We start from the raw sequence: 26,380 nt of genomic DNA, 5'->3' as shown, positions 1-26,380 counted from the left end.
CGAAGAAGTGCATGCAGATGACAGTCAAACCGAAAGTATGGGTCTCCCGCCCTCTGTTTCCCGACGTACTGGCCCGCCTGGCGGAACACTTCGACGTTGACGCCGAGGCCGTGGAGCATCGCCACTCGGCCGACGAACTCAAGCGCAAGCTGGCTGGTGTCGATGCTGCGGTCGTGGGTCTGGGCGATCGCATTGACGCGGCGGTGCTTGAGGGCAACACGCGTCTGAAGGCAGTCGCCAACCTGGGTGTGGGCTACAACAATCTTGATCTCGAGGCGCTGACGCGCCACGGCGTTCTCGCCAGCAACACGCCGGACGTGTTGAGCGAGAGCGTGGCCGATTTCGCCTGGGCACTGATGCTGACGGCGGCCCGCCGCGTGGGTGCAGCGGAGCGCTGGCTGCGGGCGGGGCAGTGGCCGGGCAGCAACATGCGCTTCGACGATTGGATGGGGCTGGATGTGCACGGCCGCACGCTGGGCATTCTCGGCATGGGGCGCATCGGGCAGGGCATTGCGCGTCGCGCCGCCGGCTTCGACATGAAGGTGCTGTATCACAACCGTTCGCGCCTGCCGGAGATGGTGGAGCGCGAGTGCAAGGCCACCTTGGTGGGCAAGGCGGAGCTGCTGCGCCAGGTGGATTTCCTGGTGCTGGTGCTGCCGTTCACGCCCGAGAACCGCCACGCCATTGGCGCGCCGGAGCTGGCCCAGATGAAATCGTCCGCCGTGCTGGTCAATGTTGCCCGCGGCGGTATCGTCGATGACGCGGCCTTGGCCGTGGCGTTGCGCGAGGGCAGGCTGGCGGCGGCTGGGCTGGACGTGTTCGAGGGCGAGCCGCAGGTTCATCCGGACCTGTTGGCGCTCGACAATGCCGTGCTCAGCCCGCATATCGCCAGCGCCAGCGAAGAAACCCGCCGCGCCATGGCCAATCTGGCGGTGGACAATGTGATTGCCGCGCTGGGCTTCGGTGAGGCGGCGGGAAAACCGCCGACTCCGCTCAATCCGGCGGTTCTGGCCCACCGGTCCGTACATTAAAGCGTGATGACATTCACGCCCATGCGTGTTTGTTGTTGTTTTGCGCGCCGCCCCGGCTGAGATTTCCGCAGATGCGGAGATCGGGGCGGTTCTCCCCATCCTCCAACCTGATTACGGGATATGAGCAAGAAGAGCAGCTACAAGGTGGCAATGGTCGGCGCAACGGGCGCCGTGGGTGAAACCCTGCTGGCTATCCTGGCCGAGCGTGAATTCCCCATCAGCGAGCTCGTGCCGTTGGCGAGCGAGCGTTCGGCGGGCGAGAAAATCTCCTTCGGCGGCAAACAGGTCACCGTGCGCAACCTTGCGGACTTCGACTTCAACGGCGTCGACATTGCGTTCTTTTCGGCGGGCGGTTCGGTGAGCCGCGAGCATGCGCCGCGTGCCGCTGCGGCCGGTGCCGTGGTGATCGACAACACCTCCGAGTTTCGTTACCAGGACGATATCCCCCTGGTGGTGAGCGAGGTGAACCCGCATGCCATTGCCGAGTACACCACGCGCGGCATCATCGCCAACCCGAACTGCTCGACCATGGGCATGCTGGTGGCGCTGGCGCCGATCCACCGCGCGGTGGGCATCGAGCGCATCAACGTGGCGACCTACCAGTCTGTGTCGGGCGCGGGTCGCAGTGGCCTGGAAGAGCTGGGCAAGCAGGCCGCCGCGTTGCTCAGTTTCCAGGAAGTGGAAACCCAGAAATTCTCCAAGCAGATCGCGTTCAACGTGATTCCGCACATCGACGACTTCCAGCCCAACGGCTACACCAAGGAAGAAATGAAGATGGTGTGGGAGACGCGCAAGATCCTCGAAGATCCCACCATCCAGGTGAATCCCACCGCGGTGCGCGTGCCGGTGTTCTACGGCCACTCCGAGGCGGTGCATATCGAGACCCACGACAAGATCACCGCCGAACAAGCGCGCGAGCTGCTTGAACAGGCCGAGGGCGTAGTCGTGATCGACGAGCGCAAAGCGGGTGGCTACCCGACGCCGGTGAGCGATGCGGCCGGCAAGGATCCCGTCTTCGTGGGTCGCATCCGCGAAGACATCTCGCACGAGCGCGGCCTGGACCTGTGGGTTGTTGCGGACAACATCCGCAAGGGCGCGGCGCTCAACGCCGTTCAAATCGCTGAACTTCTCATCAAGGACTATCTGTAATGAAGCATGTGCTGACCGGGTTGGTAATGTGTGCGCTGGTGTTCGCTCTACCTGCCCGGGCGGCACAGCCGTCGACGACGCCTGCTTCGCCGGCCGGCGACCAGAAGCAGCTCGACCAAGCCATCCAGAAGCAGCAGGCGACGGTGAAGCAACTGCAGGGCGATGTGGCGAAGGAGGAGGGCAAATCCCACGACTCCGATGCCAAGATCAAGCAGCAGGACCAGACCATTGCCGAACTCCAGGCCCAGTTGAAGGCCCTGAACTCGACATCCCAGCCGACCGGGCATTGATGCAGGCGATGCCCCCGGGGAGCGGGTTTTTGGTTTCCCGGGAGGCATCGTCCTACGAGAAGAAGCGCCAGCAAGGTGCTGTAAATACTGATCAACGCTATTGTTGATTGGCTTGTATCTAACTAAAGTGACGCCTCGTTGCGGGTGCTGCCGTGTTTCGGTGTGCCGATAAGAATGTCACGGGGTCGTTCGGGGGAAAACACGATGAATCGTTCGCTGAAGCTGTCGATACTGCTGGCGCTCGCCCTCGGCAGTAGCCAGGCAGCCGCTCTGGAGCTGGGCCAGATCCAGGTGAAATCCGCCCTCGGACAGCCGCTGCTGGCCGAAATCCCGATCAATCCCGACAGCCCCGCCGAGCTGCAGAACCTCACCGCCCGGCTGGCTTCCTCCGAAGATGCCGCCCAGGCTGGCGTGGCGGCGGCCCCGACGGTTTCCCTCCAGTTCTCGGTGGTCGACGGTGCCAACGGCAAGAAGGTGATCCGTATCACCAGCGCCGTGCCGGTCAACGACCCCTATCTCGACCTGCTGGTCGAAGTGAACAACGCCTCGGGCAAGAGCCTGCGCGAGTTCACCATCCTGCTCGACCCGCCCGGCAGCGCCGCCAGCAGCGTCCCGGCGACCCGCGCGCCGACGCAGTCCGGCGGCAGCAAGTCGTCCCACCGCGCCGCGCCGCCGGCCACCGCCAGCAGCGAAGCGACGGCCGCGACGCCTGCGCCGGAAGCCAAGCCAGCCCGACCCACCCCGGCACCGCGCGCCGCTGCCAGTGGCACCTACACTGTCGAAAGCGGCCAGACGCTGTCTACCATCGCGCATGAAACCGCGCCGGCCGGTGTGGACATGAACCAGATGCTGATCGCCCTGAAGACGTCCAATCCGGACGCCTTCTACCGCGACAACATCAATGCGCTGAAGAGCGGTGCAGTGCTCCGCGTCCCGTCCAAGGACGACGCGCAGGCCATGGCCGCCGCGGCCGCCCTGGCCGAAGTGCGTCGCCAGAACAGCGATTGGCGCTCTGGCGCCGCCCGTGTGCCAACCACCGTTGCCGATGCCGGTACGCGCGCGAACGCCTCATCGGCGCCCGCTGCTGCTGCCGCGGCTGGTGATCATCTGGCCCTGGTTCCCGCCAAGGAAGGTTCGGACAACGCCGCCGGTCACGGTAGCAAGGGTGACAAGGCTGCCGCCCAGCAGGGCATGGCGGCGTTGCATCAGGATCTGCTGCGCAGCCAAGAAGCTCTGACCTCGCTGACCAAGCAGGGCGATGAGCTCAAGTCGCGTCTGAAAGACCTCGAAGACATCAACGGCAAGAACGAGCGCCTGTTGTCGCTCAAGGACTCCGAGATCGCCGACCTGCAGCACAAGCTTGCCGACGCCCGTAAGGTGGCTGGCCAGCCTGCCGTCGCGGCAACGGCCGCGATGGCGCCCGCCAAGGCCGCATCGGTCAAGGCGCCGGAAGCGGAAACGGTAGTCAAGGCCAACCAGCCGGCCGCCGCCGCAAGCGCGCCAGCGATGGCTGCGGCGGTGACGCCAGCCTCTGCTGCGAGCGCCCCGGCCCATGCCAGTTCGGCACCGGTGGCTGCTGCCAAGCCGGAAGCCGCGAAGCCGGCCGCCAAGCCTGCTGCGGCGAAGCCGACACCGGTTGCCGAGGAAGAACCCTGGTACATGCAGACCTGGGCATGGGGCGCCGGTGCCGGCGTCATCCTGCTGGGCCTGCTGGCCGCCCTGCGTGGTCGCAGCCGCAAGGCCGCCGCTCCGGCATCAGCGGTTGGTGCGTCCTCACTGGCCGACCGCTTCGGTACCGTGCCGCATGACGGTGTCGATGGCGTGGACCACGATCAGGACGAGCTGCTCGACCAGCTCGCCGAGCATCCGGACGACATTGGCCTGCATCTTGAGCTGGTCAGCCTCTACTACAGCCGTCGCGACGTTGACCATTTCGAGGCCGCAGCGGAAGCCATGCATGCCCACGTCACCGATCCGCAGCAGCCGGAATGGGTAGACGTGATGCACATGGGCGAAGACCTGGTGCCGGAGCATCCGTTGTTCGCCCACGCCGCGCCGCGTGCGCACGCCGAGGGCGGGCATGAGGCGTTGGACCAGTTTGACCTGGGCGCCTATGCCACGGATCACGACGACGAGATGCCGCCCATCCCGACGCCGTCGGTGCAGCATGCGCCGAAGGTCAGTGGCTATCACTTCGATTTCGACCTGACCCCGAAGCCGGCCCAGTCGTCTGCCCACACCACGGCGCCGACGGAGCACGAAGCAGAGCAACTGGAACACGACGCCCATGCGTCGACCTGGCGCTTTGCAGAGACGGAAGTCGATGAGGCGCACGAAGAAAAGCCGGTGGCTGTGCACAGTGCGGATCATGGCTTTACCCACGAGAGCGCCGACAGCGATCTGGGTCATGAGCTGAACCACGATCTCGGCGGGCATTTCACCGACGACCCGGTGGACACCAAGCTCGACCTGGCCCGCGCTTACCTCGATATGGGCGATCCGGATGGCGCGCAGGCCATGCTGGAGGAAGTCATCCACGAGGGCACGCAGATGCAGAAGGACGTGGCCAAGCGCCTGCTCGAAAGCATCCGCTGATACCCGCTTTCCAGTGACGCGATTACACGGGCCGGCTTTTGCCGGCCCGTGTGCGTTCGGGCCTGCTAACCTTTGCGCTTCTGTTGGCTGTTTTCCTGGATTTCATGCGCATCGCCCTGGGTATCGAATACGACGGCACCGAGTTCTCCGGCTGGCAACGGCTGACCCACGGGGAGACCGTGCAGGGTGCGGTGGAACGCGCGCTGTCGTTCGTCGCGGCGCATCCCGTGGAAGTTACCTGCGCGGGGCGGACGGATGCCGGCGTGCACGGGCGTTGCCAGGTGGTGCATTTCGACACCGAGGTGCAGCGCGATATGCGCAGTTGGATATTGGGCGCCTGTTCCAATCTGCCGTCGACGGTCGCGGTGCTGTGGGCGCAACCGGTGGAGCCTGCCTTCCATGCGCGGTTCTCCGCGCGCAGCCGCCGTTATCGCTATCGCATCCTCAACCGCAAGGTGCGTGCAGCGCTAGACGCACGCTATGTCACCTGGGAACGTCTGCCGCTGGACGCCGCGCGCATGCATGAAGCGGCGCAGGCGCTGGTGGGTGAACACGACTTCAGTGCGTTTCGTGCCATGTCCTGCCAGGCCAAACACGCGCGACGCGAGGTGTTGGCCGTGAGCGTGCGTCGCGAGGACGAGCAGGTTATCGTCGAGATCGAGGCCAATGCCTTCCTTCACCACATGGTGCGCAACATCGTCGGTTCGCTCCTGCCCATCGGTCGCGGCGAACAGCCGGTAACGTGGATGCATACGTTGCTGGAAGGACGAAACCGGGAAGTGGCCGGGCCAACGGCGCTCGCTTCAGGGCTGACCTTTCTCGGTCCGCGCTATGAAGCGCAATGGGGTCTGCCTGCCGAGGCAAGCCAATGACACGCATCAAGTGCTGCGGTATGACGCGTGTCGAGGATGCCTTGCTCGCCGCGCAGTTGGGTGCGGATGCCATCGGCATGGTGCTGACGGCGCGCAGCAAGCGGCGTGTTTCCGTGCAGCAGGCGCAAGCCATCGTGCGCGCCATGCCGCCGTTCGTCACCACCGTCGTGTTGTTCATGGACGACGATGCAGGGTTCGTACGCGAAGCTATCGATGCGATCCAGCCGGATCTGGCGCAGTTCCACGGCGCCGAGTCGGACGCATGGTGCGCGCAGTTCGGGCGCCGTTATCTCAAGGCTATTGCCATGGGTGAGGGGCGTCTGCACTGCCACGCCTGCAACAGTATCCCGGCGCATCCGGCCTGTTGCTGGATGGGCATGGCCTCGGCGAAGCCGGCGGCAGTGGCAAGGCCTTCGACTGGTCGCTGATGCCGCGTGACGTGGCGCAACCCTTGATCCTCGCTGGTGGCCTGACGCCAGACAATGTCGCGGAGGCCGTGCGCGTTGCGCGCCCCTGGGGCGTGGATGTCGCCAGTGGCATCGAGTCGGCGCCCGGTATCAAGGATTCGCGCAAGCTGGCGGATTTCATCCATGCCGTCCGCGAGGCGGATGCGTTGCTCCAGCAGAACGCGGCTCGCTGATAGCATCATCGTTCGTCGCTACCTCTGATCGCGATTTGCACGCGCGGCGCCGTGCGTGTTTTCCACAGCAGATGTGGATGCACACCGTAAAAGCCTGTGGATAGGTGTCCTATCTGCCTGATGCAAAAGACATCGCGACGCGTTGATGCGCAAATGTTCAACGTCACCGCACATGGGCGTGATTCGTGGGCACGTGCCCTGTCCGCATTAGCGCAGATCGACACAGCAAGCACTCCATGTTTTCCACAGCGAATGTGGACGCACACTGGGAAACGCTGTGGATAGGTGTCCTATCTGCCTGATGTGAAAGACATCGCGACGCGTTGATGCGCAATTGCGCAGCGAGTGCTGTCGCGTGCGGTGTGTTCATGTCGATGAGTGCCGTATTCGCGCGAGCGTTCCCCGAGAGCGAAGGATGCTGATCGGCTTGGCAATCCATCACGTTTTCCACAGCGATTGTGGATGCACGCTGGAAAACGCTGTGGATAGGTGTCCTATCTGCCTGATGCACAAGACATCGCAACGCATTGATGCGTCATTGCGCACTTCACGCGATGGTAGGCGCGTTGCGCCTTCAGGTTGCGTGCGGGTCGCGGCGTTGCCGATCCTCGAATGCCGCCTTCAACCAGGCCGCGAGAGGCTCGGCCCTGACATCGGAGATGCGAGCGGGCGTCGCCAATATCCATTGCGCGCGAATGTCCTGAAACCCCCAGGGCGCCACAAGGCGACCTGAGGCCAGATCGTCGGCGACCAGCGGCTCGGGAGCGATGGCGACGCCACGGCCGGCCACCGCTGCTTCGATCATGTGGTAGAGGTGCGGATAGCCCTGTCCGGGCTTCAATCGCTTGGCCGGCAAGTGCATGCTCTCAGCCCAGCTTGGCCATGCGTCGGGCCGCGAGAGCGTGTGCAGCAGCGCCTGATCGTTGAGCGCCTGTGGGCGGCTACGCACCAGGCGATGTGCCTTGGCGAACGCGGGACTGGCGACAGGGCCAATGCGTTCGTTGGCCAGCGGGTGCACGCGCCAGCCCGGCGGCCACGGCGGCTCGCCGGCCATCACAGCGGCGTCGAGCCCGGCGAGCGACTCGTCAAACGCGGTCTCCTGCGGTCGCAGATGCAGATCCAGCTCCAGCTCCGGCATCTCGGCCATCAGGTGCTCCAACCGGGGAATCATCCAGCGGGCAAGCAGGCTGACCGGGCAGCCCAGCACAAAGGGCATGTGGGCGGTGCCCGTGCGCAGTTCTTCGCAGGTATCCCGCAACTGGGTGAACGCTATGGTGCTGGTGTCGCGCAGGCGCTGCCCCGCGGGGGTTAGCACCAGGCCGCGCCCCTGGCGCTGGAAGAGCGCGGTGCGCAGATCTTCCTCCAGGCCGCGAATATGCCGACTGACAGCGCCATGGGTGACGTGCAACTCGGTGGCGGCGCGGCTCACGCTGCCGAGGCGGGCGGCGGCCTCGAAAGCGAGCAGGGCATTCAGCGAGGGCAGCGCTCGGGCCATGGTATGTGTGAGTTTTCCTGACGGATGCCGGCCATGATATCGCTTTTTGCAGCCAGCGCTTTGGGGTACGTTGAGCGCCACCTTTTGTGACTTTCACGACGCACTCATGAGCAAGATCGACTTCAGCGCCTACCCCGACGAACACGGCCGCTTTGGCAACTACGGCGGCAGCTACGTGGCCGAAACCCTGATGGCGCCGCTGGCCGAGCTGACCGAGGCATACCTGCGCCTGCGGCAGGATCCCGAGTTCATCGCCGAACTGGATCGCGACCTGAAGTACTACGTGGGCCGTCCCAGCCCGGTGTACTACGCCGAGCGACTCAGCCAGCACGTGGGCGGCGCGCGCATCCTGCTCAAGCGTGAGGATCTGAATCACACCGGTGCTCACAAGATCAACAACACCATTGGCCAGGCGCTGGTCGCCCGCCGCATGGGCAAGCCGCGCATCATTGCGGAAACGGGCGCGGGCCAGCACGGTGTGGCCAGCGCCACCGTAGCGGCGCGCTTTGGCCTCAAGTGCGTGGTGTACATGGGCGCGGTGGACATCGAGCGCCAGAAGATCAACGTTTACCGCATGAAGCTGCTCGGCGCGGAGGTGGTGCCCGTCACTTCCGGTTCGAAGACGCTCAAGGACGCGCTGAACGAAGCCATGCGCGACTGGGTCACCAACGTGGCCGACACGTTCTACATCATTGGCACCGTGGCCGGCCCGCATCCGTATCCGCTGATGGTGCGTGACTTCAACGCCATCGTGGGCCGTGAAGCACGTGAACAGGTGCAGGAACAGTTCGGTCGCCTGCCGGATGTGATCACCGCTTGCGTGGGTGGCGGCTCCAATGCGATCGGCTTGTTCCATGCCTTCCTCAACGATGACGGCGTACGCATAGTCGGCGCTGAAGCGGCAGGCGAGGGCATTGCTACCGGGCATCATGCGGCGTCGCTGGCTGCGGGTCGCCCGGGCGTACTGCATGGCAACCGCACCTACGTGCTGTGCGATGACAACGGGCAGATCACCGAAACGCACTCCGTTTCTGCCGGGCTCGACTACCCGGGCGTGGGGCCCGAACACGCGTTCCTAAAGGACGCTGGTCGCGCCGAATACGTGGGCGTGACCGACGACGAAGCGCTGGAAGCATTTCATCTGTTGGCGCGCACCGAAGGCATCCTTGCCGCGCTGGAGTCCAGTCACGCAGTGGCGCAGGCGATCAAGCTGGCGCGCGAATACCCGAAGGATGGACTCGTGCTGTGCAACCTGTCCGGCCGCGGCGACAAGGACGTGCACACCATTGCTGCCCGCGAAGGAGTGCAGGTATGAGCCGCATCGATCGCCGTTTTGCCAAGCTGAAGAGCGAAGGCCGCACCGGCCTCATTCCGTTCGTGACGGCCGGTGATCCGTCGCCGCAACACGCCGTGGCGCTGATGCACGCGCTGGTGGATGCGGGCGCCGACGTGATCGAACTGGGCGTGCCGTTCTCCGACCCCATGGCGGACGGCCCCGTGATCCAGCACGCGAGTGAGCGCGCCATCGCCAAGGGAGTAGGCCTCGGTGATGTGCTTGGCTGGGTTGCGCAGTTCCGACAACGCGATGCGGATACCCCGATCGTGCTGATGGGCTACCTGAATCCGGTGGAGATCCACGGCTATCAGCGTTTCGCCGCCGAGGCTGTCGAAGCCGGCGTGGACGGCGTGTTGGTGGTGGATTGCCCGCTGGAGGAATCGGCTGTGCTGGAGCCGCTGCGCCAGGCCGGCCTGCAACAGATCCTGCTGGCTGCGCCCACCACCGCACCCCAGCGTATGGTGCAGTTGTGCGGGTCGGCGAGGGGTTTCCTGTACTACGTCTCGTTCGCCGGCATCACGGGCGCGGCGCGATTGAGCACCAGCGACATCGCCACCCGCGTCGCGGATATCCGGTCGAAATCGAAAGCGCCGGTGGCCGTAGGCTTCGGTGTGCGCGATGCGCAGTCGGCGAAGGCCATTGCCGGCTTTGCGGATGCGGTGGTGATCGGCAGTGCGCTGGTAGAGCGTCTGGCCGGCGCAGAAGGCGTCGATGACGTCACCGCGCGGGCCAAGGATTTCCTGGCGCCCATCCGTGCCGCGCTGGATGCGCATTGAGAACACGCTGCGTTCATGACGCGGCGTCGCGTCATGAACGTTTGAGGTGTTGCGATGAACTGGCTCCAGAAAATCATGACTCCCCGTGCCCGCACGGAAGCCGCCGGCACCGCCGGCAAGGGCAAGGTGCCGGAAGGCGTGTGGGAGAAGTGCAACGGCTGCGGCACGGTGCTCTACCGTCCGGAGCTGGAGCGCAACCTGATGGTCTGCCCCAAGTGCGGACATCACCACGCCATCGATGCGCGTGCGCGTCTGGACGCACTGCTGGACTCGGGTTCGACGCAGGAGCTGTGGGCCGGCATGGAGCCGATCGACCCGCTCAAGTTCCGCGATTCCAAGAAGTACCGCGACCGCGTCATAGCGGCGCAGAAATCCACCGGCGAAAAGGACGCGCTGTTGGCAATGAGCGGTCGCCTCAAGGGTCATCCGCTGATGGCGGTGGCCTTCGAGTTCTCGTTTATGGCCGGCTCGATGGGCTCGGTGGTGGGCGAAAAGTTCACCCGCGCCGCCGAGCGTGCATTGGCCGACCGCAGCGCGCTGGTGTGCTTCTCAGCCTCTGGCGGTGCGCGCATGCAGGAATCGCTGTTCTCGTTGATGCAGATGGCCAAGACCTCGGCGGCACTGGCGCGTCTGCGTGATGCCGGCGTGCCGTACATCAGCGTGCTCACGGACCCGACGACGGGTGGCGTGACGGCGAGCCTGGGCATGCTGGGCGACATCAATGTTGCCGAGCCGAAGGCGCTGATCGGTTTCGCCGGCCCGCGCGTGATTGCGCAGACCGTGCGCGAAACACTTCCCGAAGGCTTCCAGCGCTCGGAATTCCTGCTTGAGCACGGCGCCGTGGACATGATCGTCGACCGTCGCGAGATGCGTGACAAGCTGGCGGATCTGCTCGGCATCTTGATGAAGGCGCCGCGCGTGGCGTAATCGGCGGCAACTTTCGTGTGCAGAAAACAGCGCCTTCGGGCGCTGTTTTTTTATGTGCGGGTTTTCCACAGCGAGTGTGGATGTACGTGGGAGAAGCTTGTGGATAGGTGGGCTATGTCACTGACATCAAAGAAGTCGTGACGTGTTGATGCGCAAATAGGCAGCAAGCGCTGAAGCCGTGCCGCGCGCAAGTGCGCTACCGTCGATGGGAGGGCCCATCATGTTTTCCACAGCACATGTGGACTCCATCGGCATAAGCCTGTGGAAAACCGCATCGAGCGCCTTTATCAACAACCACTTGCCACACTGTGACTACTTTTTAAGCACCGGGCGAGTGTTTTCCACAGCGATTGTGGATGTCGGTAGAGCAAAGCTGTGGAAAAGCATGGCAACTACTTGCTGCATAAGGTGTTCGCGACACCGTGGTCAAGAACTGAGCAGCATGGTGCGTTACGGGCGCGTAGCGTTTTCCACAGCGGATGTGGATGCGTGCAGGAAAAGCCTGTGGATAGGTGACCTATCTTGCTGATAGCAAAGCGATGACGACGCATTGGTGCGCAAATGCGCAGCGCCGCGTACATCGTGATGTTGCGTTGTGCCCGCTCAGGCCAGCAGCGAGTGGAGCGGTAGCAGCCACAGCGACAGCGCACCCAGCGCGCTGCCGATGGCGGTAGCGGCGATCACGTCGCTCGGATAATGCAGCCCAAGAATCACGCGCGACGCACCCACCAGCGCGGTGAAGGTCAGCAGCAGCGGCGCCAGCAATGGATACCACGCAAGCGCCACGACGGTGAAGCTCACTGCCTGCAGCGTGTGGCCGGAGGGAAAGCTAAATTCATCCAGCGGCGGCACGTGGGCGATCACGCCAGGGCAGGCACGGAACGGACGCGGGCGTCGCGTCCAGCGCTTGAGCAGGCGATACAGCAGTAGGGCGGTCAGTCCAGTGATCGCCATCTGCGCGGCGGCCAGCAAACCACGACGTCCATCGACCAGGGCGAGGACCGCCATCAGCGAATACCAGAAGACGCCGTCGCCCAATCGGCTGATGACACCGAAGAAGACGCCAACGGCGCGGCGTGTGCCCCAGCGATTGGCGGCGACACACATGCGACGGTCAATGGCGAAACGAGGGCCGGCGGGTAACTCAGGCGTGTGCAGCGGAGGCATGGTGCTCATGCGCGTTCTCCTTGGCCAATTCACACAGCAGGTTTTCGAACTCGTTGATGACAGCGTCGGGTGAAAGGTGGGCAATGCCCGCGTGTGCGGCGCGCCCCATGTGACGGATCAGGCTGGCGTTGGAAGCGAGCATTACGGCGGACTCGATGAAACCCTTCTCGTTGCCGACGTCGATGCGGTAGCCGTTGCGGCCCGTGTGCAGGTGCTCGCGCGCTGCGCCTTCTTCATAGGCGACCACCGGCAGGCCAGAAGCCAGCGCTTCGAGGATCACGTTGCCGAACGTTTCGCTGAGGCTGGGGAAAGGGAACAGATCGGCGCTGGCATAGTGCTGGGCCAGATTCTCGCCGCGCTGCATGCCGGCAAAGATGAAATCGGGATTGGCTTCCTGTAGCGCTGCGCGTGCCGGGCCATCGCCGACCCACACATAACGTGCCTTGGGCACTTCTTGCTGGATCGCGCGGAATGCACGCACGGCAAGGGCGAGATTTTTTTCCGCCGCAATACGGCCCACGTAAAGGACCACCGGTGTGTTGCCGTCGACCTCCCACGCCGCGCGCAACTCGGTATTGCGATGGCTGGGATGGAACAGTCGCGTGTCGACAGCGCGGCGGAGCAGCCGGGCGGTATCTACGCCCAGTGCGGTCAGCTCGCTTGCCAAAGCGTCGGTCGGCACCAGCGTGGCTTTCGCACGGCGATGGAAGTTGCGCAGATAGTTGCGCACGACCGGCGTGAGAAAGCCCACGCCATAATGATCGGCGTAAGCGTCGAAGCGGGTGTGGAAGCCGGTAGCGGTCGGGATGCCCAAGCGCTTGGCTGCGCGTACGGCAGACCAGCCGAGTGGGCCTTCCGTCGCGACGTAGATCGCGTCGGGGCGCAGCCGAGTCCAGCGTTCGCGTAGCGTGCCGCCGGCGGGCAATCCGAAACGAAGGCCTGGGTAGCGGGGCAGCGACGCACCGCGTACTTCGAGGGTGGCGATGCCGGGCTCGTCTTTGAAGGGCTGTTGCTGGCGGGGACGGATCAGGTCGACCGTGTGCCCCTGCGATGCGAGGCCGGCGGCGAGGCTGTGCACGGTCAGTGCCACGCCGTTGATTTCGGGTGGATAGGTTTCGCTGACGATGCCGATGCGCACTTGAACATACCGTTGGCTGGCCCTGTGCAGATTCCTCTCTGGGCGTTGCCGGGGCGTGGCGTGTGTATGACGCCAGCGTGACGGCGGTAACAGGTCATGGCGCACCATGACGCGTGCCATGCGGTTTCACGGGTACACTCCGGGGACTTGTCACCGTGGAGACATGTCGATGAAACGCTTTTTGCTTGCAGTTGCGCTCGCCGGCCTGGCTGGCGCGGTTGTTGCCGCCGATGCGCCGGGGCCTCCGGTGACCAAGGCGACGGCGGGTGCCGAGGTTTACATCATTTCGCCCAAGGACGGCGCCGTCGTCGGCCCGGAAGTCACCGTGCAGTTTGGCCTCAAGGGCATGGGCGTGGCCCCGGCCGGAGTGAAGAAGGAAGGCACGGGTCACCATCACCTGCTGGTGGACGTAAAGGACCTGCCTGCCGCCGGACAGCCGATCCCCAAGGACGAGCAGCACCTGCACTTCGGCAACGGCCAGACCGAAACCACTCTGAAACTGGCGCCGGGCAAGCACACCCTGCAGCTTGAACTGGCGGATGAGAACCATATTCCGTTCGACCCCGCCATCGTCTCCAAGCCGATCACCATCACGGTGAAGTAAGGCAGCAGGGCTTCCCGCACTTGGCACACCGCCGGGCGCCATACGTCCGGCGGGTTGGCACGGGAGCGCCTTCCGTGCCTCACGCTGACCCTGGTGCGGGCGGGTCGGGTGCACGTCGCGGCCTTCGGTCGGTTCTTTGCGCCGTATCGGCTAAAATTCCGGTCTTCTTTCGCTCCAGTCCAGGCAGACCATGACCGTCCGCACCCGTTTCGCCCCCAGTCCCACCGGTTTCCTGCATATCGGCGGCGCCCGTACGGCGTTGTATTGCTGGCTGGAGGCGCGTCGTCGCGGTGGTGAATTCGTGCTGCGCATCGAGGACACCGACCGCGAGCGCTCCACCGAAGAGGCCGTACAGGCCATCCTCGACGGCATGAGCTGGCTGGGTCTGCGCCACGACGAAGGCCCGATCTACCAGACCGCGCGCCTGGAGCGCTACAAGCAGGTGGCCGACGAGCTGCTCAAGGCAGGCCTGGCGTACTACGCGTACGAGTCGAAGGACGAGATCGAAGCCATGCGCGAGGCCGCCTATGCCAAGGGTGAGAAGCCTCGTTACAACGGCTACTACCGCGACCGCAACGAGCCCTACCGCGACGATCCGAACCGCGTCATGCGCTTCAAGAACCCGCAGGAAGGCTCGGTAGTGTTCGAGGACAAGGTGAAAGGCCGCATCGAGTGGGCCAACGCCGAGCTCGACGACCTGGTGATCTTCCGTTCCGACGGCTGGCCGACCTACAACTTCGCCGTGGTGGTCGACGACATCGACATGGGCATCACCGAAGTGATCCGCGGCGACGACCATGTGAACAATACGCCACGCCAGATCAACATCTACAAGGCACTCGGCATGCCCGTGCCGGAGTTCGCGCATCTGCCGATGATCCTCGGCCCCGACGGCCAAAAGCTCAGCAAGCGCCACGGCGCGGTAAGCGTGATGCAGTACCGCGATGACGGCTTCCTGCCGCACGCGCTACTCAACTACCTCGTGCGTTTGGGCTGGTCGCATGGTGACCAGGAAATCTTCTCCGAAGAGGAGATGGTCCGCCTGTTCGACGTGGCCGACGTCAACAAAGCCGCCTCGCGCTTTGACGTCACCAAACTCTCGTGGCTCAACCAGCACTACCTGAAGACCGAAGATCCTGCGTCTATCGCGCCGGAATTCGAATGGCACCTCACGCAGGCAGGCATCGACTTCAGCAAGGGCCCCAACCCAGCCGACGTCATCGTGGCGTTGCGCGATCGCGTGCAGACGCTGAAGGAAATGGCCGAGCGCGCGAAGATCTGGTACGGCCCGATCGTCGAGTGGGATGAGAAGGCTGTGACCAAGCATCTTCAGAACGACAGCGCTGTCGCCGTGCTCGAAGCGGCGAAGGGGCTATTGGTCGACGTTGAGTGGAAGCCGGAGCCGATCCATGGCGTGATCGAGCAGGTCGCGGCCAAGCTGGAATTGGGCATGGGCAAGATTGCTCAGCCGTTGCGTGTGGCGATGACGGGGACGCAGGTGTCGCCGTCGATTGATCACACGATTTATCTGGCCGGGCGCGAGGTGGCGCTTAAGCGTATTGATGATGCGGTGGCGCGGGCGAAGGGTTGACGCGCTTTGGTTTGAGGTTTCGGGGTATTTCGCCGGGCCATGCTTTTCTCCCTCTCCCTTTCGGGGAGAGGGTTGGGGTGAGGGGTCACTCTTGCCTTGCCGCTTCAAAAGCGCCGTCACCCCTGCGCAGGCAGGGGTCCAGTGACCTTGCTTTCGGTTGTCGCGTAGTCGCGATCTGGCTCGCCTGCGGCGGGCTTTCGACCTCCTGCCGGAGGCCGAGTCACTTTTCTTTGCTTGCCCAAGAAAAGTAACCCAAAGAAAGGGCACCCCCACTTGGCGCTGGCCGGTGAAGCCGGCCAGTTCGTGAGGGGCGGCCGGGCTTTTCGACAGGGCATCCTGCCCTGGCGAAAAGGGATCGGCATCCATGCCGATCCCCCCTGCGGGCCTGATCGTCCACCCCTCACCGCCGCACAGGGGGCCCGAAGGTCAAAAGCGAAAGCCGACGGCTCGTGCAGCGGAGCTGCACATCGCATCGCGGCAGGTCGCGTTGCTCCTGCTCCAGGGCACAAAGTCGAGGCAGAAGGGAAAAGCAAAGCCGTTTCGTGGCGAGTTCTCCACAACGGTCGGGAAGCGTAGCGACCTCTTTACCTTGCTCCAGTGGTAGGAAAGCGTAGCGCTCCCTTTACCCAGCCTCGACGATAGGAAAGCGTAGCGTCCACTTTCCCTAGCCTCAGCGGTCGGGAAGCGTAGCGAAGCCTGCTTTCAGTCCTCTCCGCATCGGCGAGTTGCGAAACGCTCCGACGTATGCGCTGTGTAGCGGCAAAGGTGGCCAAGCAACAAACCGCCTCACCCGTTCGGGCTTATCCCCATGGAATGCTGCGGGCGTTGGCTTGTCAGGCCATTTCTTCGGGTTACTTTTCTTTGGGCCAACAAAGAAAAGTGACTCGAGCGTCCCACGGGACTAGCTTCGCGTCGTTGGCAGACGATCGAAACGCCCGCTGCGTAAGCGGCCAGGTCGCGGTAACGCACGAGGCGACAGCCGACCACTGACGAACCTGGATCCCTGCCTTCGCAGGGATGACGGTTTCATCGAAACAGTGTGGCGAGCACCCACCCCTCACCCCAACCCTCTCCCCGCAGGGGAGAGGGAGCGGTACTGAGGCGTTCCGCACATGCATTCAAGCCGATGAAAAATCAGGAGCGGCGCCCCGCCGAAGCGCAAAACGCTCAGTTCGACACCACCGAACCCTGCCACCCCCCCCCAACGCCTGAATCAACGCCGCCGTATCACTGAGCCGCGCCGCCTGCGCCTGCACCCTTGAAATGCGCGCCTGCTGAAACGCCTGCTGCGCATTAATCAGCGTCAGCACGTTCACGTAGCCAAGCTGCTGCTGTTTCTGCGTAAGCGTCAGCGTACGCGAAGCAGCCTTCTCCGCATCATCGGCAGCGGCGAGAGCACGTGCGTCGCTGTCAATGGCATACAACGTATCGGCAACATTCTGGAACGCACCAAGCACCACGCCGCGATACTGGGCGGCGGACTGTTGCAGGGCGGCTTCCGCGGAGCGCTGCTTGTGCTTGAGCGCGCCGAAGTCGAATACGGTCTGGCTGACGCTGCCGGCCAGCGTCCAGAACACGTTGTTGTCGGTGAACATGTGGGTGAACGAGGTGGAGCTGCCGCCGTAGGCACCCGACAGTGTGAACTGCGGCAGGCGGTTGGCCAGAGCTACGCCAACCTGGGCGCTGGCGTCGTGCACGCTTTCCTCGGCGGCGCGCACGTCGGGGCGCTGTGTGATGAGTTGCGAGGGCACAGCCTGCGGTAGTGATACCGGCAAGGTGAGGTGTTCGAGGTCGAACTCGGGTGCGCCGGCCTGGTCGGGCGTGTCGCCGCACAACACGGCAAGCAGGTCCCTGTTCTGTTCCAACTGTTTTTCGAGTGGCGGCAGCGATTGGCGAGCCTGCGCAAGCGCGCTTTCCTGAGCAGCCACGTCGAGCCCGGAGGCATAACCTAACTTCGCCTGGGCATGCAGGATCGTCAGCGCTTTCGTCTGCGCGTCGATGACGGCCTGTGTGGCTTCGATCTGCGAACGCAGCGAGGCTTCCTGGATGGCCGCATTCACCACGTTGGCAGCCAGGGTCAGGCGAGCTGCTTCCAGTTGGTAGCGCTGGTTGTCGGCCTGCGCCTGCAGCGATTCCACGGTACGTCGGTTGAGTCCGAATACGTCGGGCGCGTAGCTGATGTTGAGCTGGGCTGTATGCAGCGTGTAGTAGGTCGCGTTCGACGTGAGCGTCGGCGCGAGTGTGCCCACGGCATCGCGCTGACGGGATGGCGAGTAATTGAGCTGCGCGGAGGGAAAGAACGTGGCGCGCTGTGCCGCTACGTTCTCCTGCGCCTGCTTCAGCGCGGCGGTGGCGGCGTCGAGATCAGGGTTGTGCGCAAGCGCGCGTTGGACGCGGCGATTGAGTGCATCCGACCCGAAGACCTCCCACCAGGTTTTCGCAATGGCCTCGTTGGAGGACCACTGCTGGGATACACCGCTTGCGCTGCCCGCCGTAGATGCGAGCGGCTGTCGTGTGATCTGCGTTGGCGTCGGCGTAGTGGGGCGCTGGTAGTCGGGACCGACGGCGCAGCCGGCACAAGCGGTCAATGCAGCAGCGAGCACATACCAGCGCGATGTGTTTCCGGCGCGGATCATGGCGTGCCTCCTGCGTGTCGGCGCTTCCGTCGTTTATGCGACCACTCCACCACCAGTACCTGCAGCGCGGGCGCCACGACCAGCAGCATGACAGGACCGATCAGCATGCCGCCGACCACTACGGTGGCGAGCGGACGCTGCACCTGGCTACCAATGCCAGTGGATAGCGCCGCTGGCAGCAGGCCGATACAGGCTGACAAGGCGGTCATCAGCATGGGGCGCATGCGTTGCTCTGCGGCCTGCGCCATCGCTTCCACCGGAGACAAACCAGTGAATAGCAGGTGATTGAAGTAGGTGATGACGAGGATGCCGTTCATCACTGACACGCCGAATAGCGACACGAAGCCGATGGCGGCGGAGATGCTGAAATCCAATCCCGAGAAATACAGCGAGATGATGCCGCCGGCGATGGAGAAAGGAATGGCCGCCAGTGTGAGCAGGCTGTCGCGGAACGAGTTGAACAGGGCGAACAGCAGGGCGAGGATCAAGCCCATGGCAATCGGCAACACCACGGCCAGACGTTGCTTGGCCTGCTGCAGATCATTGAACTCGCCCGCCCACACCAAATGGTAGCCCGGCGGCAGCGGCACGTGTTCGGAGATGCGCTGTTGGGCATCCGCCACCGTGCCGCCCAGGTCGCGACCACGGACGCTGAATTTCACCGGCACGAAACGCTCGTTGCGTTCGTGATAGATGTACGAGGCGCCGGTGTCGAGGCTGATCTTGGCGACATCGCGCAGTGGTACGTAGCCGGTGCCACCGTTGGGCAGGTTGTAGCCCACCTGGATGTTGCCGATGTCCTCGATGCTGCGCCGGTACTTTGGGGCAAGGCGTACGACCAGGTCGAACTGGCGATCACCTTCCAGCACGGTACTGGCCGACGTGCCTCCGGCCGCCGCTTGCACAACGGCGTTGATATCGCCCGTGTTGAGCCCGTAGCGCGCAGCTTTGGCCCGGTCGATGGTGATGTTGAGGTTGGGCTGGCCCAATACGTGGAACACGCCAAGGTCTTGTATGCCGCGCACCTGTTGCATCTGGTGCATGACTTGGTCGGCAAGGCGTTCCAGTTCGGGTAATTCGGGTCCGACGATCTTCACCGAGTTGGCGCCCTTCACGCCGGATAGTCCTTCCTCGATGTTGTCCTGGATGTACTGCGAGAAGTTGAACTCGACGCCGGGCAGCGCGTTCTCGAATTCGTGTTGCAGGTCGGCCACCAGCTTTTCCTTGGTGTGGCCGCTGGGCCAATCGTCCTGCGCCTTGAGTGGGACGAACAGCTCCACGTTGTAGAAGCCGGAGGCGTCACTACCGTCGTCGGGGCGGCCATGCTGCGACACCACCGTTACCACTTCGGGATGGGTGAGCAGGATGCGGCGCAGCTCGTTCACCTTGTCCTGGCCGGCCTCCAGCGAAATGGTGGGCGGCATGGAGGCGCGTATCCACAGGTTGCCTTCCTCCAGCGCCGGCAGGAACTCGGTGCCCACGCGCGTCAACAGCAGGGCGGCGAGCAGCAGAAAACCCACGCCCAGGCCCACGGTGGTGCGGCGGCGTTCCAGTGCCCAGCGCAGCACCGGTGTATAGACGCGGCGGATAGCCCGCACGAACAATGTCTCGGTTTCCTTCACGTGCTTGGGCAGCAGCAGCGAGGCCAGCACGGGCGAGATGGTGAAGGTGGCGATCAGTGCGCCAGTCAATGCATAGGCATAGGTGCGCGCCATCGGGTTGAAGATCTGGCCTTCCACACCCTGCATGGTGAACAGGGGGGATAAAGGCCGCCACCGTGATGGCGGAGGAGAACAGCACCGCGCGATCTACCTGCATGGCGCTGATGAAAAGCAAGCGCAGGCGATCGGTCCAGCCGTGGGTGGCGCCGCCGCGCATATAGGTGCCCAGGTCGCTCTGCGCGGCTTCGTGCAATATCTCGTGTTGTTCTTCGCGGCTCTTCTGGAAGTTGCGGAAGATGTTTTCGATCAGGATCACCGCCGAGTCGACGATGATGCCGAAGTCCACCGCACCCAGTGACAACAGGTTGGCCGAGTCGCCCATCAGCACGAGGATGATGATGCTGAAGAACAGCGCCACCGGGATATTGGCGCTGACGATGATGGCGCTGCGCAGGTCGCCTAGGAAGATCCATTGGATCAGGAACACCAGCAGGCAGCCGAAGATCAGGTTGTGCAGCACGGTGTGGGTGGTCACCGAAACCAGCGTGGAGCGATCGTAGAAGGGCACCAGCTTTACGCCTGCCGGCAGCGTGCCGTCGCTGTTGAGCTTTGCGACCTCTTCCTTGACGCGTGCCACCACTTCATTGGTCTGCAGCGTGCGGTTCATCACCACAATGCCGGTAACTACGTCGTCCTGCTTGTCGCGCCCGGCACGACCCAAGCGCGGCACGGCGCCCACCTCGACCTTGGCCACGTCCTTCACTAGCACTGGCGTGCCGTTGGACTGGTTGAGCACGATGTTGCCGATGTCGCCGACGTCCTTGACCAAGCCCACGCCGCGAATGTTCACCGACTGCTGGCCGATGTTGATGGTGCGCCCGCCGACGTTGCTGTTGGCGTTGCCGATGGCGGTGATGAGCTGGGGCAGGGTGATGCCGTAACCCTGCAGCTTGTGCAGGTCGGCCTCAACGTCGTACTCCTTGGTAGTGCCGCCCCAGGTCACCACTTGCGCGATGCCGGGCACTGACAACAGGCGGCGCGTGACCACCCAGTCCTGCAGGGTGCGCAATTCGGTAAGGCTCGTCGACGGCGGGCCAACCAACTGGTAGCGGAAGACCTCACCGACCAGGCTGGATGCCTGGATTTGTGGCTGCACGTTGTTGGGCAGGGTTACGTTCTGCTGCAAGGACAGCGCAGCCTGCGTGTAGTCGAAATAGTAGTCAGTGCCGTATTTGAAGGTGACGCGCACAAACGACAGACCGTAGAACGAGGTGGAGCGGATGCTTTCCACGCCCGGCGTGGTCGCCAGCCCCACTTCCATCGGACGCGTATAGGTGCGCTCCATTTCCTCGGCGGAAAGCCCAGGTGCCTGCGCAGTGATTTCCAGGATCACCGGCGCGGGGTTGGGATAAGCCTCGATATTGAGCTTGGCGTATGCCACCAGCCCGGCGATAGTGAACGCCGCCAGCGCCATCAGCACGATGGCGCGGCGGGTCAGCGCGAAAGCGACAAGACCACGAAACACATTCGGTCCTTATGAGATTTGCGGTGCTTACTGCGATTGCAGTGCCAGCGCGTTGCTGAGGAACAGCGCGCCTTCGGTTGCGATGCGTTGGCCGGCGGGCAGGCCGGATAGCACGGGGTAGTAGCCGTCCTGCGGTGGCCCCAACTGCACGGGGCAACGGGTGAAGCGCAACCCGTCGGTCGTGGTGAACACCACCATGGCGCCGGTGCCTTCGCGCACCACGGCATCGGCGGGCACGGCTTCGTGACGCGCGGGAGGCGCGGTAAAGATGCGGTAGTTCGCCAGCATTTGCGGACGCAGGCCCTGAGGTGGCGTGTGCAGTATCGAGCGCAGCGTCACTCGATGCGTGGCGGCATCAGAACTGTTGCCCACATAGTCCACGGTAGCCTTGATGGCCTGTTGCGACAGCGCGGGCAAGGTCGCGCTTAACACATCACCCACATGTACCTGGGTGGCGTCGTCCTCGCTCACGTTGGCGACCAGCCACAGGCTGTCGTCGTCGGAAATGGTGAAGGGTGCGGGGCTGTTGCCCGGCTGCACCAGATCGCCAGCAGCGATCGTGCGTGCGCTGACGTGGCCGTCGATCGGGCTGTCGATGCGCAGCTCGCCGTCCACGCGTCGCGTGGCGGCAATGCGGTCGATATCCGCGTCGCTCTTGCCAAAGATGTGCAGTGCGCGTCGTGCCGCCTGGTAATTACCCTCGGCGGTCTGCTGGTCCGATACCGCCTGTTCGACATCGCGCGGTGCATTGGCCTGCGCCTGCGCCATGCCCTTGGCGCGCTCAAGCGCCGCGGTGGTTTGCACACGCGAAGCGGCGGCGCCAACCAACGTGGCTTCGGCCTGCGCCAGATCCGGGCTGTCCACGGAGAACAACGACTGGCCCCGCTTTACCGCGTCGCCGGCCTTGGTGAACACCTCACGCACGCGCCCCGCGTAGGGCGAGTTGACCTGCGCCAGATGGTCCTGGTTGAAGTCGACGTAACCCACAGCGTCGACACCCGGCGTGAAGTCGCGCATGACGATCTGCGCAACACGCACCTGATGGGCCTGCTGCTCGTTGATGGTGACGTTCTGGGGATCTTTCGGAGCAGCCGGTGCGTTGGTGTCCGCCGAGCTGGAGGGGGAACGCAGGAACACGGCCAGCAGGATAGCCACCAGGAGGCAGCCACCGGCGATCAGTCGTCCTTGATGCTTCTTCATGAAACCTACGGCTTGTCGCACGGGAACAGAGGGAGCCGCGGTGGGATGCCGCGCGGTGACATTCCATGGTCCCGAGGCTTAAGAGCTGGCCGGCGGGCAGGGAAAGCCCCGCCACCCTAAGGCAGGCAGGTGCCCAGCAACAGTTACGGTTTGGAAAGGTTGGCGGCGGGCAGTTCGATGCCTACTCGCAGGCCCGGCGAGGTGTTTTCCAGCGTGAGCCGGCCACGGTGCAGTGCGACCACCGCCGCCACGATGCTCAGGCCCAGCCCGTTGCCGCGTTGGTGACGGCTGCTGTCCACCCGGAAGAAGCGTTCAGTGGCGCGGGATAGTGCCGGTTCCGGTATGCCAGGGCCGTCGTCTTGCACGCTAATGCAGACCCACTCGCCGTTGGATACGGCCTTCATGGTGACGCGGGCACCTTCGCCTGCGTACTTGAAGGCGTTGTCCAGCAGGTTGGCCAGCACGCCAGCCAGCAGATGGCGATCAGCCATCACATAGGGATTGCCTTCCACGATGGATTGCAGAGTGATCGAACGCAGTTCGGCGGCCGGTTGGTACAGCTCGACGATATCGTCCAACAGGCCAGCCAGCGGCAGCGCTTCGAAGCTGCCGCGTCGCACGCCCGATTCGGCCTCGGCGATCTGCAGCATCTTGTCCAGCACCGTGATCAGGCTATCCACCTCGTCGATGGCGTACTGCGCGTCGTGGGGCAGGCGGGTTTCCCGTTGCGGCGAGCGCAGCGCCTGCTCCAGCGCGGCGCGTATCCGCCCGAGTGGCGTGCGCAGGTCGTGCGCGATGGCGTTGGAAACCTGGCGCGTGTTGTCCATCAAGCGCTCGATTTCGTCGAGCATGTCGTTGATGTCGCGGGCCACGATGGCGAATTCGTCGCGCGAGCGCCCGACGACGACGCGACGGTCCAGGCGGCCGGCGGCGATTTCGGTGGTGGTGCGGTGGATGGCCTTGAGCTGCCGCTGCAACTGCGAGCGGAACAGCATGGCGCCGCCACCGGCGAGCAGCAGCGCCAACAGGCCGCCGATGCCGAAGGCCACCACGATCCGGTGCTCCAGCGTGCGCACGTCCTGCATGTCGCGGCCCACCAGCAGGGTGCTGCCGTCGGCAAAGCGGTGGGTCAGCAGGCGGCTGGGCGAATGGTGGTCCAGTCGATCCACTTCAAGTTGGTGCATGCCGTCGGTGACGACCGCAGCGTTGGGCCACGCCGTAAGGTTGCCGATGATCGTCTTTCCGTGCGGGTCCAGCAGCAGGTAGATCTCGGTGTCGGTGTCCTGGTTGTCGGTGAGTAGGTCGTGGATATCGCTGGCCATGGCATCCATGCCGCGCTGCTGCTCTTCCTGCACTAGGTGACGGGTGCGGCTACGCAATTGTTCGTCGATGTTGCTGCGTAACAGCCCTGCGGTGCCAACATAGAAAACGGCGGCAATGAGCACGACCGAAACCAACAGCAGCACGCCATAGCCCGCCGCCATGCGAAACACCACGGAATGGCGGAAGTCACTCAGCGACATGCAGGTCGTCGCCGTCGGTGCCGATAGTGAAGCCGACGCCGCGCACGGTGCGGATCAGCGGCGGCGCTCCGTCTTCGTCGATCTTGTTGCGCAGGCGGCTCATCTGCACGTCGATCACGTTGGTTTCCGGATCGAAGTGGAAGCCCCACACCGCGGCGAGCAGCATCTTGCGCGTCACCACCTCACCTTGGTGGCGCACCAGGTATTCGAGTAACTGGTATTCACGCGGCTGCAGCAGCACGGGGCGGCCGTTGCGAAACACACGTCGCGTGCGCGGCTCCAGGGTCAGATCACCCACGCTGAACACATCCGGTTCCGGCCGCTGGCCCGCACGGCGCGCGAGGGCTTCCACGCGGGCCAGCATTTCGTCCAGGGCGAATGGCTTGGTCAGGTAGTCGTCGCCACCGCTGCGCAGGCCACGCACGCGCTCGTCAAGGCTGCTGAGCGCGCTGAGCACCAGCACGGGCGTGTGGTCGTCGCGCAGGCGCATGGTGCTGAGGATATCCAGGCCGTCCACGCCGCCGGGCAGCATGCGGTCCAGCAGCACTAGATCCCATCGCTCGTTGCTGACGCGGTCCAGCCCGGCGGCGCCGTCGTGGCAGGCCTCCACCTGGTGTCCAGCCCCGGCCAGGCCCTCGCGGATCAGGTCCGACGTGGGGATGTCGTCTTCAATGAGCAGACAGCGCATGGTTCAGTGTGCTCTGGTACGTGTTGGGAGGGGGCATGCAGGCGTGCCGCCGACGCTTCATCATCTGCCTATCGTAATCAGTGGACGAACCTGCCGTGGAGCAATGGTTGGATAAGGCAACGCAGGGAGTGGATCCGGACAGCCCCGATGCCTTCCTGCATATCTTCCTGAATCTCATGGGCATGGTGCCGTGGGTGGCGCTGCTGTGGTGGAACGTGGTCTTCATCGCCGTGGGCGCGCTGCTCGGCTGGTGGAAGGGGCGCACGGTGGAGGGCATTGTCTGGGCCGCCGTGCTCGGGCCTATCGGCTGGATTGTCGTGTTGGTGAGGCCGCGCCCCAAGGCGCCGGCCGTGCCGCCACCGCTTCCAGGACGGCGCTGAGCAGGCGCTTGCGATCATGCGTCGCAAGCCTCACATCGGTGGCGGTGTATGATGTACGACGAGGTGAATCCATTGAGTCATGCCGCTGACAAGCCGCACACGCACCACCATCATCATGACGACGCGGAGAGCTTCGTTCGTGCGGTGGAGCATGCCAGCGAGGAACGTGGGCTGCGGTTGACGCCGCTGCGCAAGGAAGTGCTTGAACTCGTGGCTGCCGCCGGCAAGCCGGTGAAGGCGTATGACCTGTTGGACCAGCTGCGCGAACGCCACGGCAACGCGGCTCCGCCGACGGTGTATCGCGCACTCGATTTCCTGCTCGAGCACGGCTTCATCCACAAGCTCGAATCCATCAACGCCTTCGTGTCCTGCCACCACCCGGCAGAGGCGCACCAGGTGCCGTTCCTCATCTGCGATAACTGTTCCAGCGCCCAGGAAGTGTGTGACGAGCGCGTGGCGGAACTGATCGAGGCGCAAGCCAAGGCCTTCGGCTTCCGGCCGCAGGCGCAGACGCTGGAAGTGCACGGTCTTTGCAAGAACTGCCGCAAGAGCTGATCGGGATGCCCGCCTGAACGGTCCCGTTCTCCGGGCTTGCGTTCGCGACGTTATAATGTAACATGCGCCGAACGGGTCACTCCAAGGCCCGGTATGTGCTCCGCTCCGGCCCCGATCCGATGGAAGCTCCCCGACTGAACAAGAAGCGCTGGTGGTCCCTTGCGGACCGGATTGGCGCGACGGCGTCATTCCTATGCGCCATCCACTGCGCGGCGCTGCCGTTCGTGCTCGTGTTGCTGCCCGTACTCGGGCTCGGCTTTCTGGCCGATCACGCGTTCGAGCGCGGGTTTGTCATGTTTGCCAGCGCGCTCGCGCTGTTCAGCCTGATCAGCGGCTATCGCCACCATCACCGTCCGTTGGCGCTATTGCTGGCGCTGCCGGGGCTGGTCCTGTTGATCGTCGGCGTGACGTTTGCCGAGAAATATTCGATCGGCTTGCACAGCGCGATGGTCACTTGCGGTGGTCTGTTGGTAGCCGCGGGGCACTTCGTCAATCTGCGCACGCATCGCGCCATGCACGTGCATGGTCCGCAATGCGCTCACTGACGGTCGCGACGAATGGCGTCGTGATTGTGTAACGGGGCCCCGGGTTTCTAGCATTT

21 protein-coding genes and 2 pseudogenes are annotated in these 26,380 nt (G+C 64.2%); 14 read left to right on the top strand and 9 right to left on the bottom strand.

All coding sequences use genetic code 11. The annotated features are described in order from the left end of the window. Nucleotides 1–17 precede the first annotated feature (17 nt). The 6 genes and pseudogenes from DYST_RS05895 (at nt 18) to DYST_RS05870 (ending at nt 6,577) form a co-directional block, all read left to right on the top strand. Nucleotides 18–1,031 (top strand): 2-hydroxyacid dehydrogenase, encoded by a 1,014-nt coding sequence (locus DYST_RS05895; RefSeq protein WP_239950707.1) that lies wholly within the window; start codon nt 18–20, stop codon nt 1,029–1,031. 120 nt (nt 1,032–1,151) lie between these two features. Further along, entirely contained in the window at nt 1,152–2,180 is a 1,029-nt protein-coding gene (locus tag DYST_RS05890; RefSeq protein ID WP_239950706.1) for an aspartate-semialdehyde dehydrogenase, read from the top strand. Further along, the gene (locus DYST_RS05885) at nt 2,180–2,470 is read left to right on the top strand and encodes a hypothetical protein (protein ID WP_239950705.1); all 291 of its coding nucleotides are present in this window, start codon (nt 2,180–2,182) and stop codon (nt 2,468–2,470) included. The genes DYST_RS05890 and DYST_RS05885 overlap by 1 nt, the downstream gene beginning before the upstream one ends. A 204-nt stretch (nt 2,471–2,674) precedes the next feature. Beyond that, complete coding sequence (locus DYST_RS05880) at nt 2,675–5,065, top strand: FimV/HubP family polar landmark protein (protein ID WP_239950704.1); 2,391 nt, start codon at nt 2,675–2,677, stop codon at nt 5,063–5,065. 104 nt (nt 5,066–5,169) lie between these two features. Then, on the top strand, nt 5,170–5,937 hold the full coding sequence (truA, locus tag DYST_RS05875) for a tRNA pseudouridine(38-40) synthase TruA (RefSeq protein WP_239950703.1): 768 nt from the start codon (nt 5,170–5,172) through the stop codon (nt 5,935–5,937). Then, nucleotides 5,934–6,577: pseudogene (locus DYST_RS05870) on the top strand (phosphoribosylanthranilate isomerase). Before truA ends, DYST_RS05870 begins: the two are co-directional and overlap by 4 nt. A gap of 574 nt (nt 6,578–7,151) precedes the next feature. Here the strand turns inward: DYST_RS05870 and DYST_RS05865 are convergent. Beyond that, nucleotides 7,152–8,072, bottom strand: a complete 921-nt coding sequence (locus DYST_RS05865; RefSeq protein WP_239950702.1) for a LysR family transcriptional regulator — start codon at nt 8,070–8,072, stop codon at nt 7,152–7,154. A 106-nt stretch (nt 8,073–8,178) separates the two neighbouring features. On the opposite strand from DYST_RS05865, the gene trpB reads away from it, so the two are divergent. Genes trpB through accD form a run of 3 tightly spaced genes read left to right on the top strand, consistent with a single transcriptional unit; the run spans nt 8,179 to nt 11,111 of the window. Next, nucleotides 8,179–9,387, top strand: coding sequence for a tryptophan synthase subunit beta (gene trpB / locus DYST_RS05860; protein ID WP_239950700.1), 1,209 nt, complete (start codon nt 8,179–8,181; stop codon nt 9,385–9,387). Next, on the top strand, nt 9,384–10,184 hold the full coding sequence (gene trpA / locus DYST_RS05855; RefSeq protein WP_239950698.1) for a tryptophan synthase subunit alpha: 801 nt from the start codon (nt 9,384–9,386) through the stop codon (nt 10,182–10,184). Before trpB ends, trpA begins: the two co-directional genes overlap by 4 nt. A 54-nt stretch (nt 10,185–10,238) precedes the next feature. Further along, the gene (accD, locus tag DYST_RS05850; RefSeq protein WP_239950696.1) at nt 10,239–11,111 is read left to right on the top strand and encodes an acetyl-CoA carboxylase, carboxyltransferase subunit beta; all 873 of its coding nucleotides are present in this window, start codon (nt 10,239–10,241) and stop codon (nt 11,109–11,111) included. A gap of 603 nt (nt 11,112–11,714) precedes the next feature. Here accD and DYST_RS05845 read toward each other — a convergent pair. Both DYST_RS05845 and DYST_RS05840 read right to left on the bottom strand, forming a co-directional pair. Continuing rightward, on the bottom strand, nt 11,715–12,287 hold the full coding sequence (locus tag DYST_RS05845; RefSeq protein WP_239950694.1) for a phosphatase PAP2 family protein: 573 nt from the start codon (nt 12,285–12,287) through the stop codon (nt 11,715–11,717). After that, the gene (locus tag DYST_RS05840) at nt 12,256–13,416 is read right to left on the bottom strand and encodes a glycosyltransferase family 4 protein (RefSeq protein ID WP_239950692.1); all 1,161 of its coding nucleotides are present in this window, start codon (nt 13,414–13,416) and stop codon (nt 12,256–12,258) included. Before DYST_RS05840 ends, DYST_RS05845 begins: the two co-directional genes overlap by 32 nt. 169 nt (nt 13,417–13,585) lie before the next feature. Here DYST_RS05840 and DYST_RS05835 point away from each other — a divergent pair, with 169 nt between their 5' ends. Then, entirely contained in the window at nt 13,586–14,020 is a 435-nt protein-coding gene (locus DYST_RS05835) for a DUF4399 domain-containing protein (RefSeq protein WP_239950690.1), read from the top strand. Nucleotides 14,021–14,210: 190 nt separating this feature from the next. Further along, entirely contained in the window at nt 14,211–15,611 is a 1,401-nt protein-coding gene (gene gltX / locus DYST_RS05830) for a glutamate--tRNA ligase (RefSeq protein ID WP_239950688.1), read from the top strand. Nucleotides 15,612–16,729: 1,118 nt separating this feature from the next. Here the strand turns inward: gltX and DYST_RS05825 are convergent. From DYST_RS05825 to DYST_RS05805, 6 genes and pseudogenes are all read right to left on the bottom strand, one after another. Further along, nucleotides 16,730–18,247 (bottom strand): efflux transporter outer membrane subunit, encoded by a 1,518-nt coding sequence (locus DYST_RS05825; RefSeq protein WP_239950686.1) that lies wholly within the window; start codon nt 18,245–18,247, stop codon nt 16,730–16,732. After that, the gene (locus DYST_RS23965; protein WP_275666931.1) at nt 18,244–19,962 is read right to left on the bottom strand and encodes an efflux RND transporter permease subunit; all 1,719 of its coding nucleotides are present in this window, start codon (nt 19,960–19,962) and stop codon (nt 18,244–18,246) included. Before DYST_RS23965 ends, DYST_RS05825 begins: the two co-directional genes overlap by 4 nt. A 106-nt stretch (nt 19,963–20,068) precedes the next feature. Then, nucleotides 20,069–21,382, bottom strand: a pseudogene (locus DYST_RS23960) (efflux RND transporter permease subunit); the annotation flags it as partial. A gap of 78 nt (nt 21,383–21,460) precedes the next feature. Then, complete coding sequence (locus DYST_RS05815) at nt 21,461–22,633, bottom strand: efflux RND transporter periplasmic adaptor subunit (protein WP_239950684.1); 1,173 nt, start codon at nt 22,631–22,633, stop codon at nt 21,461–21,463. 143 nt (nt 22,634–22,776) lie between these two features. Continuing rightward, the gene (locus DYST_RS05810) at nt 22,777–24,156 is read right to left on the bottom strand and encodes a sensor histidine kinase (RefSeq protein ID WP_239950683.1); all 1,380 of its coding nucleotides are present in this window, start codon (nt 24,154–24,156) and stop codon (nt 22,777–22,779) included. Then, complete coding sequence (locus DYST_RS05805) at nt 24,143–24,844, bottom strand: response regulator transcription factor (RefSeq protein WP_102304516.1); 702 nt, start codon at nt 24,842–24,844, stop codon at nt 24,143–24,145. The genes DYST_RS05810 and DYST_RS05805 overlap by 14 nt, the downstream gene beginning before the upstream one ends. A 107-nt stretch (nt 24,845–24,951) precedes the next feature. On the opposite strand from DYST_RS05805, the gene DYST_RS05800 reads away from it, so the two are divergent. From DYST_RS05800 to DYST_RS05790, 3 genes are all read left to right on the top strand, one after another. Further along, entirely contained in the window at nt 24,952–25,224 is a 273-nt protein-coding gene (locus tag DYST_RS05800; protein WP_343214858.1) for a hypothetical protein, read from the top strand. Nucleotides 25,225–25,272: 48 nt separating this feature from the next. Beyond that, a complete protein-coding gene (locus DYST_RS05795; RefSeq protein WP_102304514.1) occupies nt 25,273–25,779 on the top strand; it encodes a transcriptional repressor in 507 nt (168 codons plus the stop codon). Nucleotides 25,780–25,898: 119 nt separating this feature from the next. Further along, nucleotides 25,899–26,324: a MerC domain-containing protein gene (locus DYST_RS05790; protein ID WP_102304513.1), complete on the top strand. Its 426-nt coding sequence runs from the start codon at nt 25,899–25,901 to the stop codon at nt 26,322–26,324. Nucleotides 26,325–26,380: the final 56 nt, after the last annotated feature.

The sequence above is a fragment of the Dyella terrae genome (assembly GCF_022394535.1).
In the GTDB taxonomy this organism is placed as follows: Bacteria; Pseudomonadota; Gammaproteobacteria; order Xanthomonadales; family Rhodanobacteraceae; genus Dyella.
The sequence above is the reverse complement of the archived record's forward strand: the minus strand, read 5'-3'. Positions and strand labels throughout refer to the sequence as shown.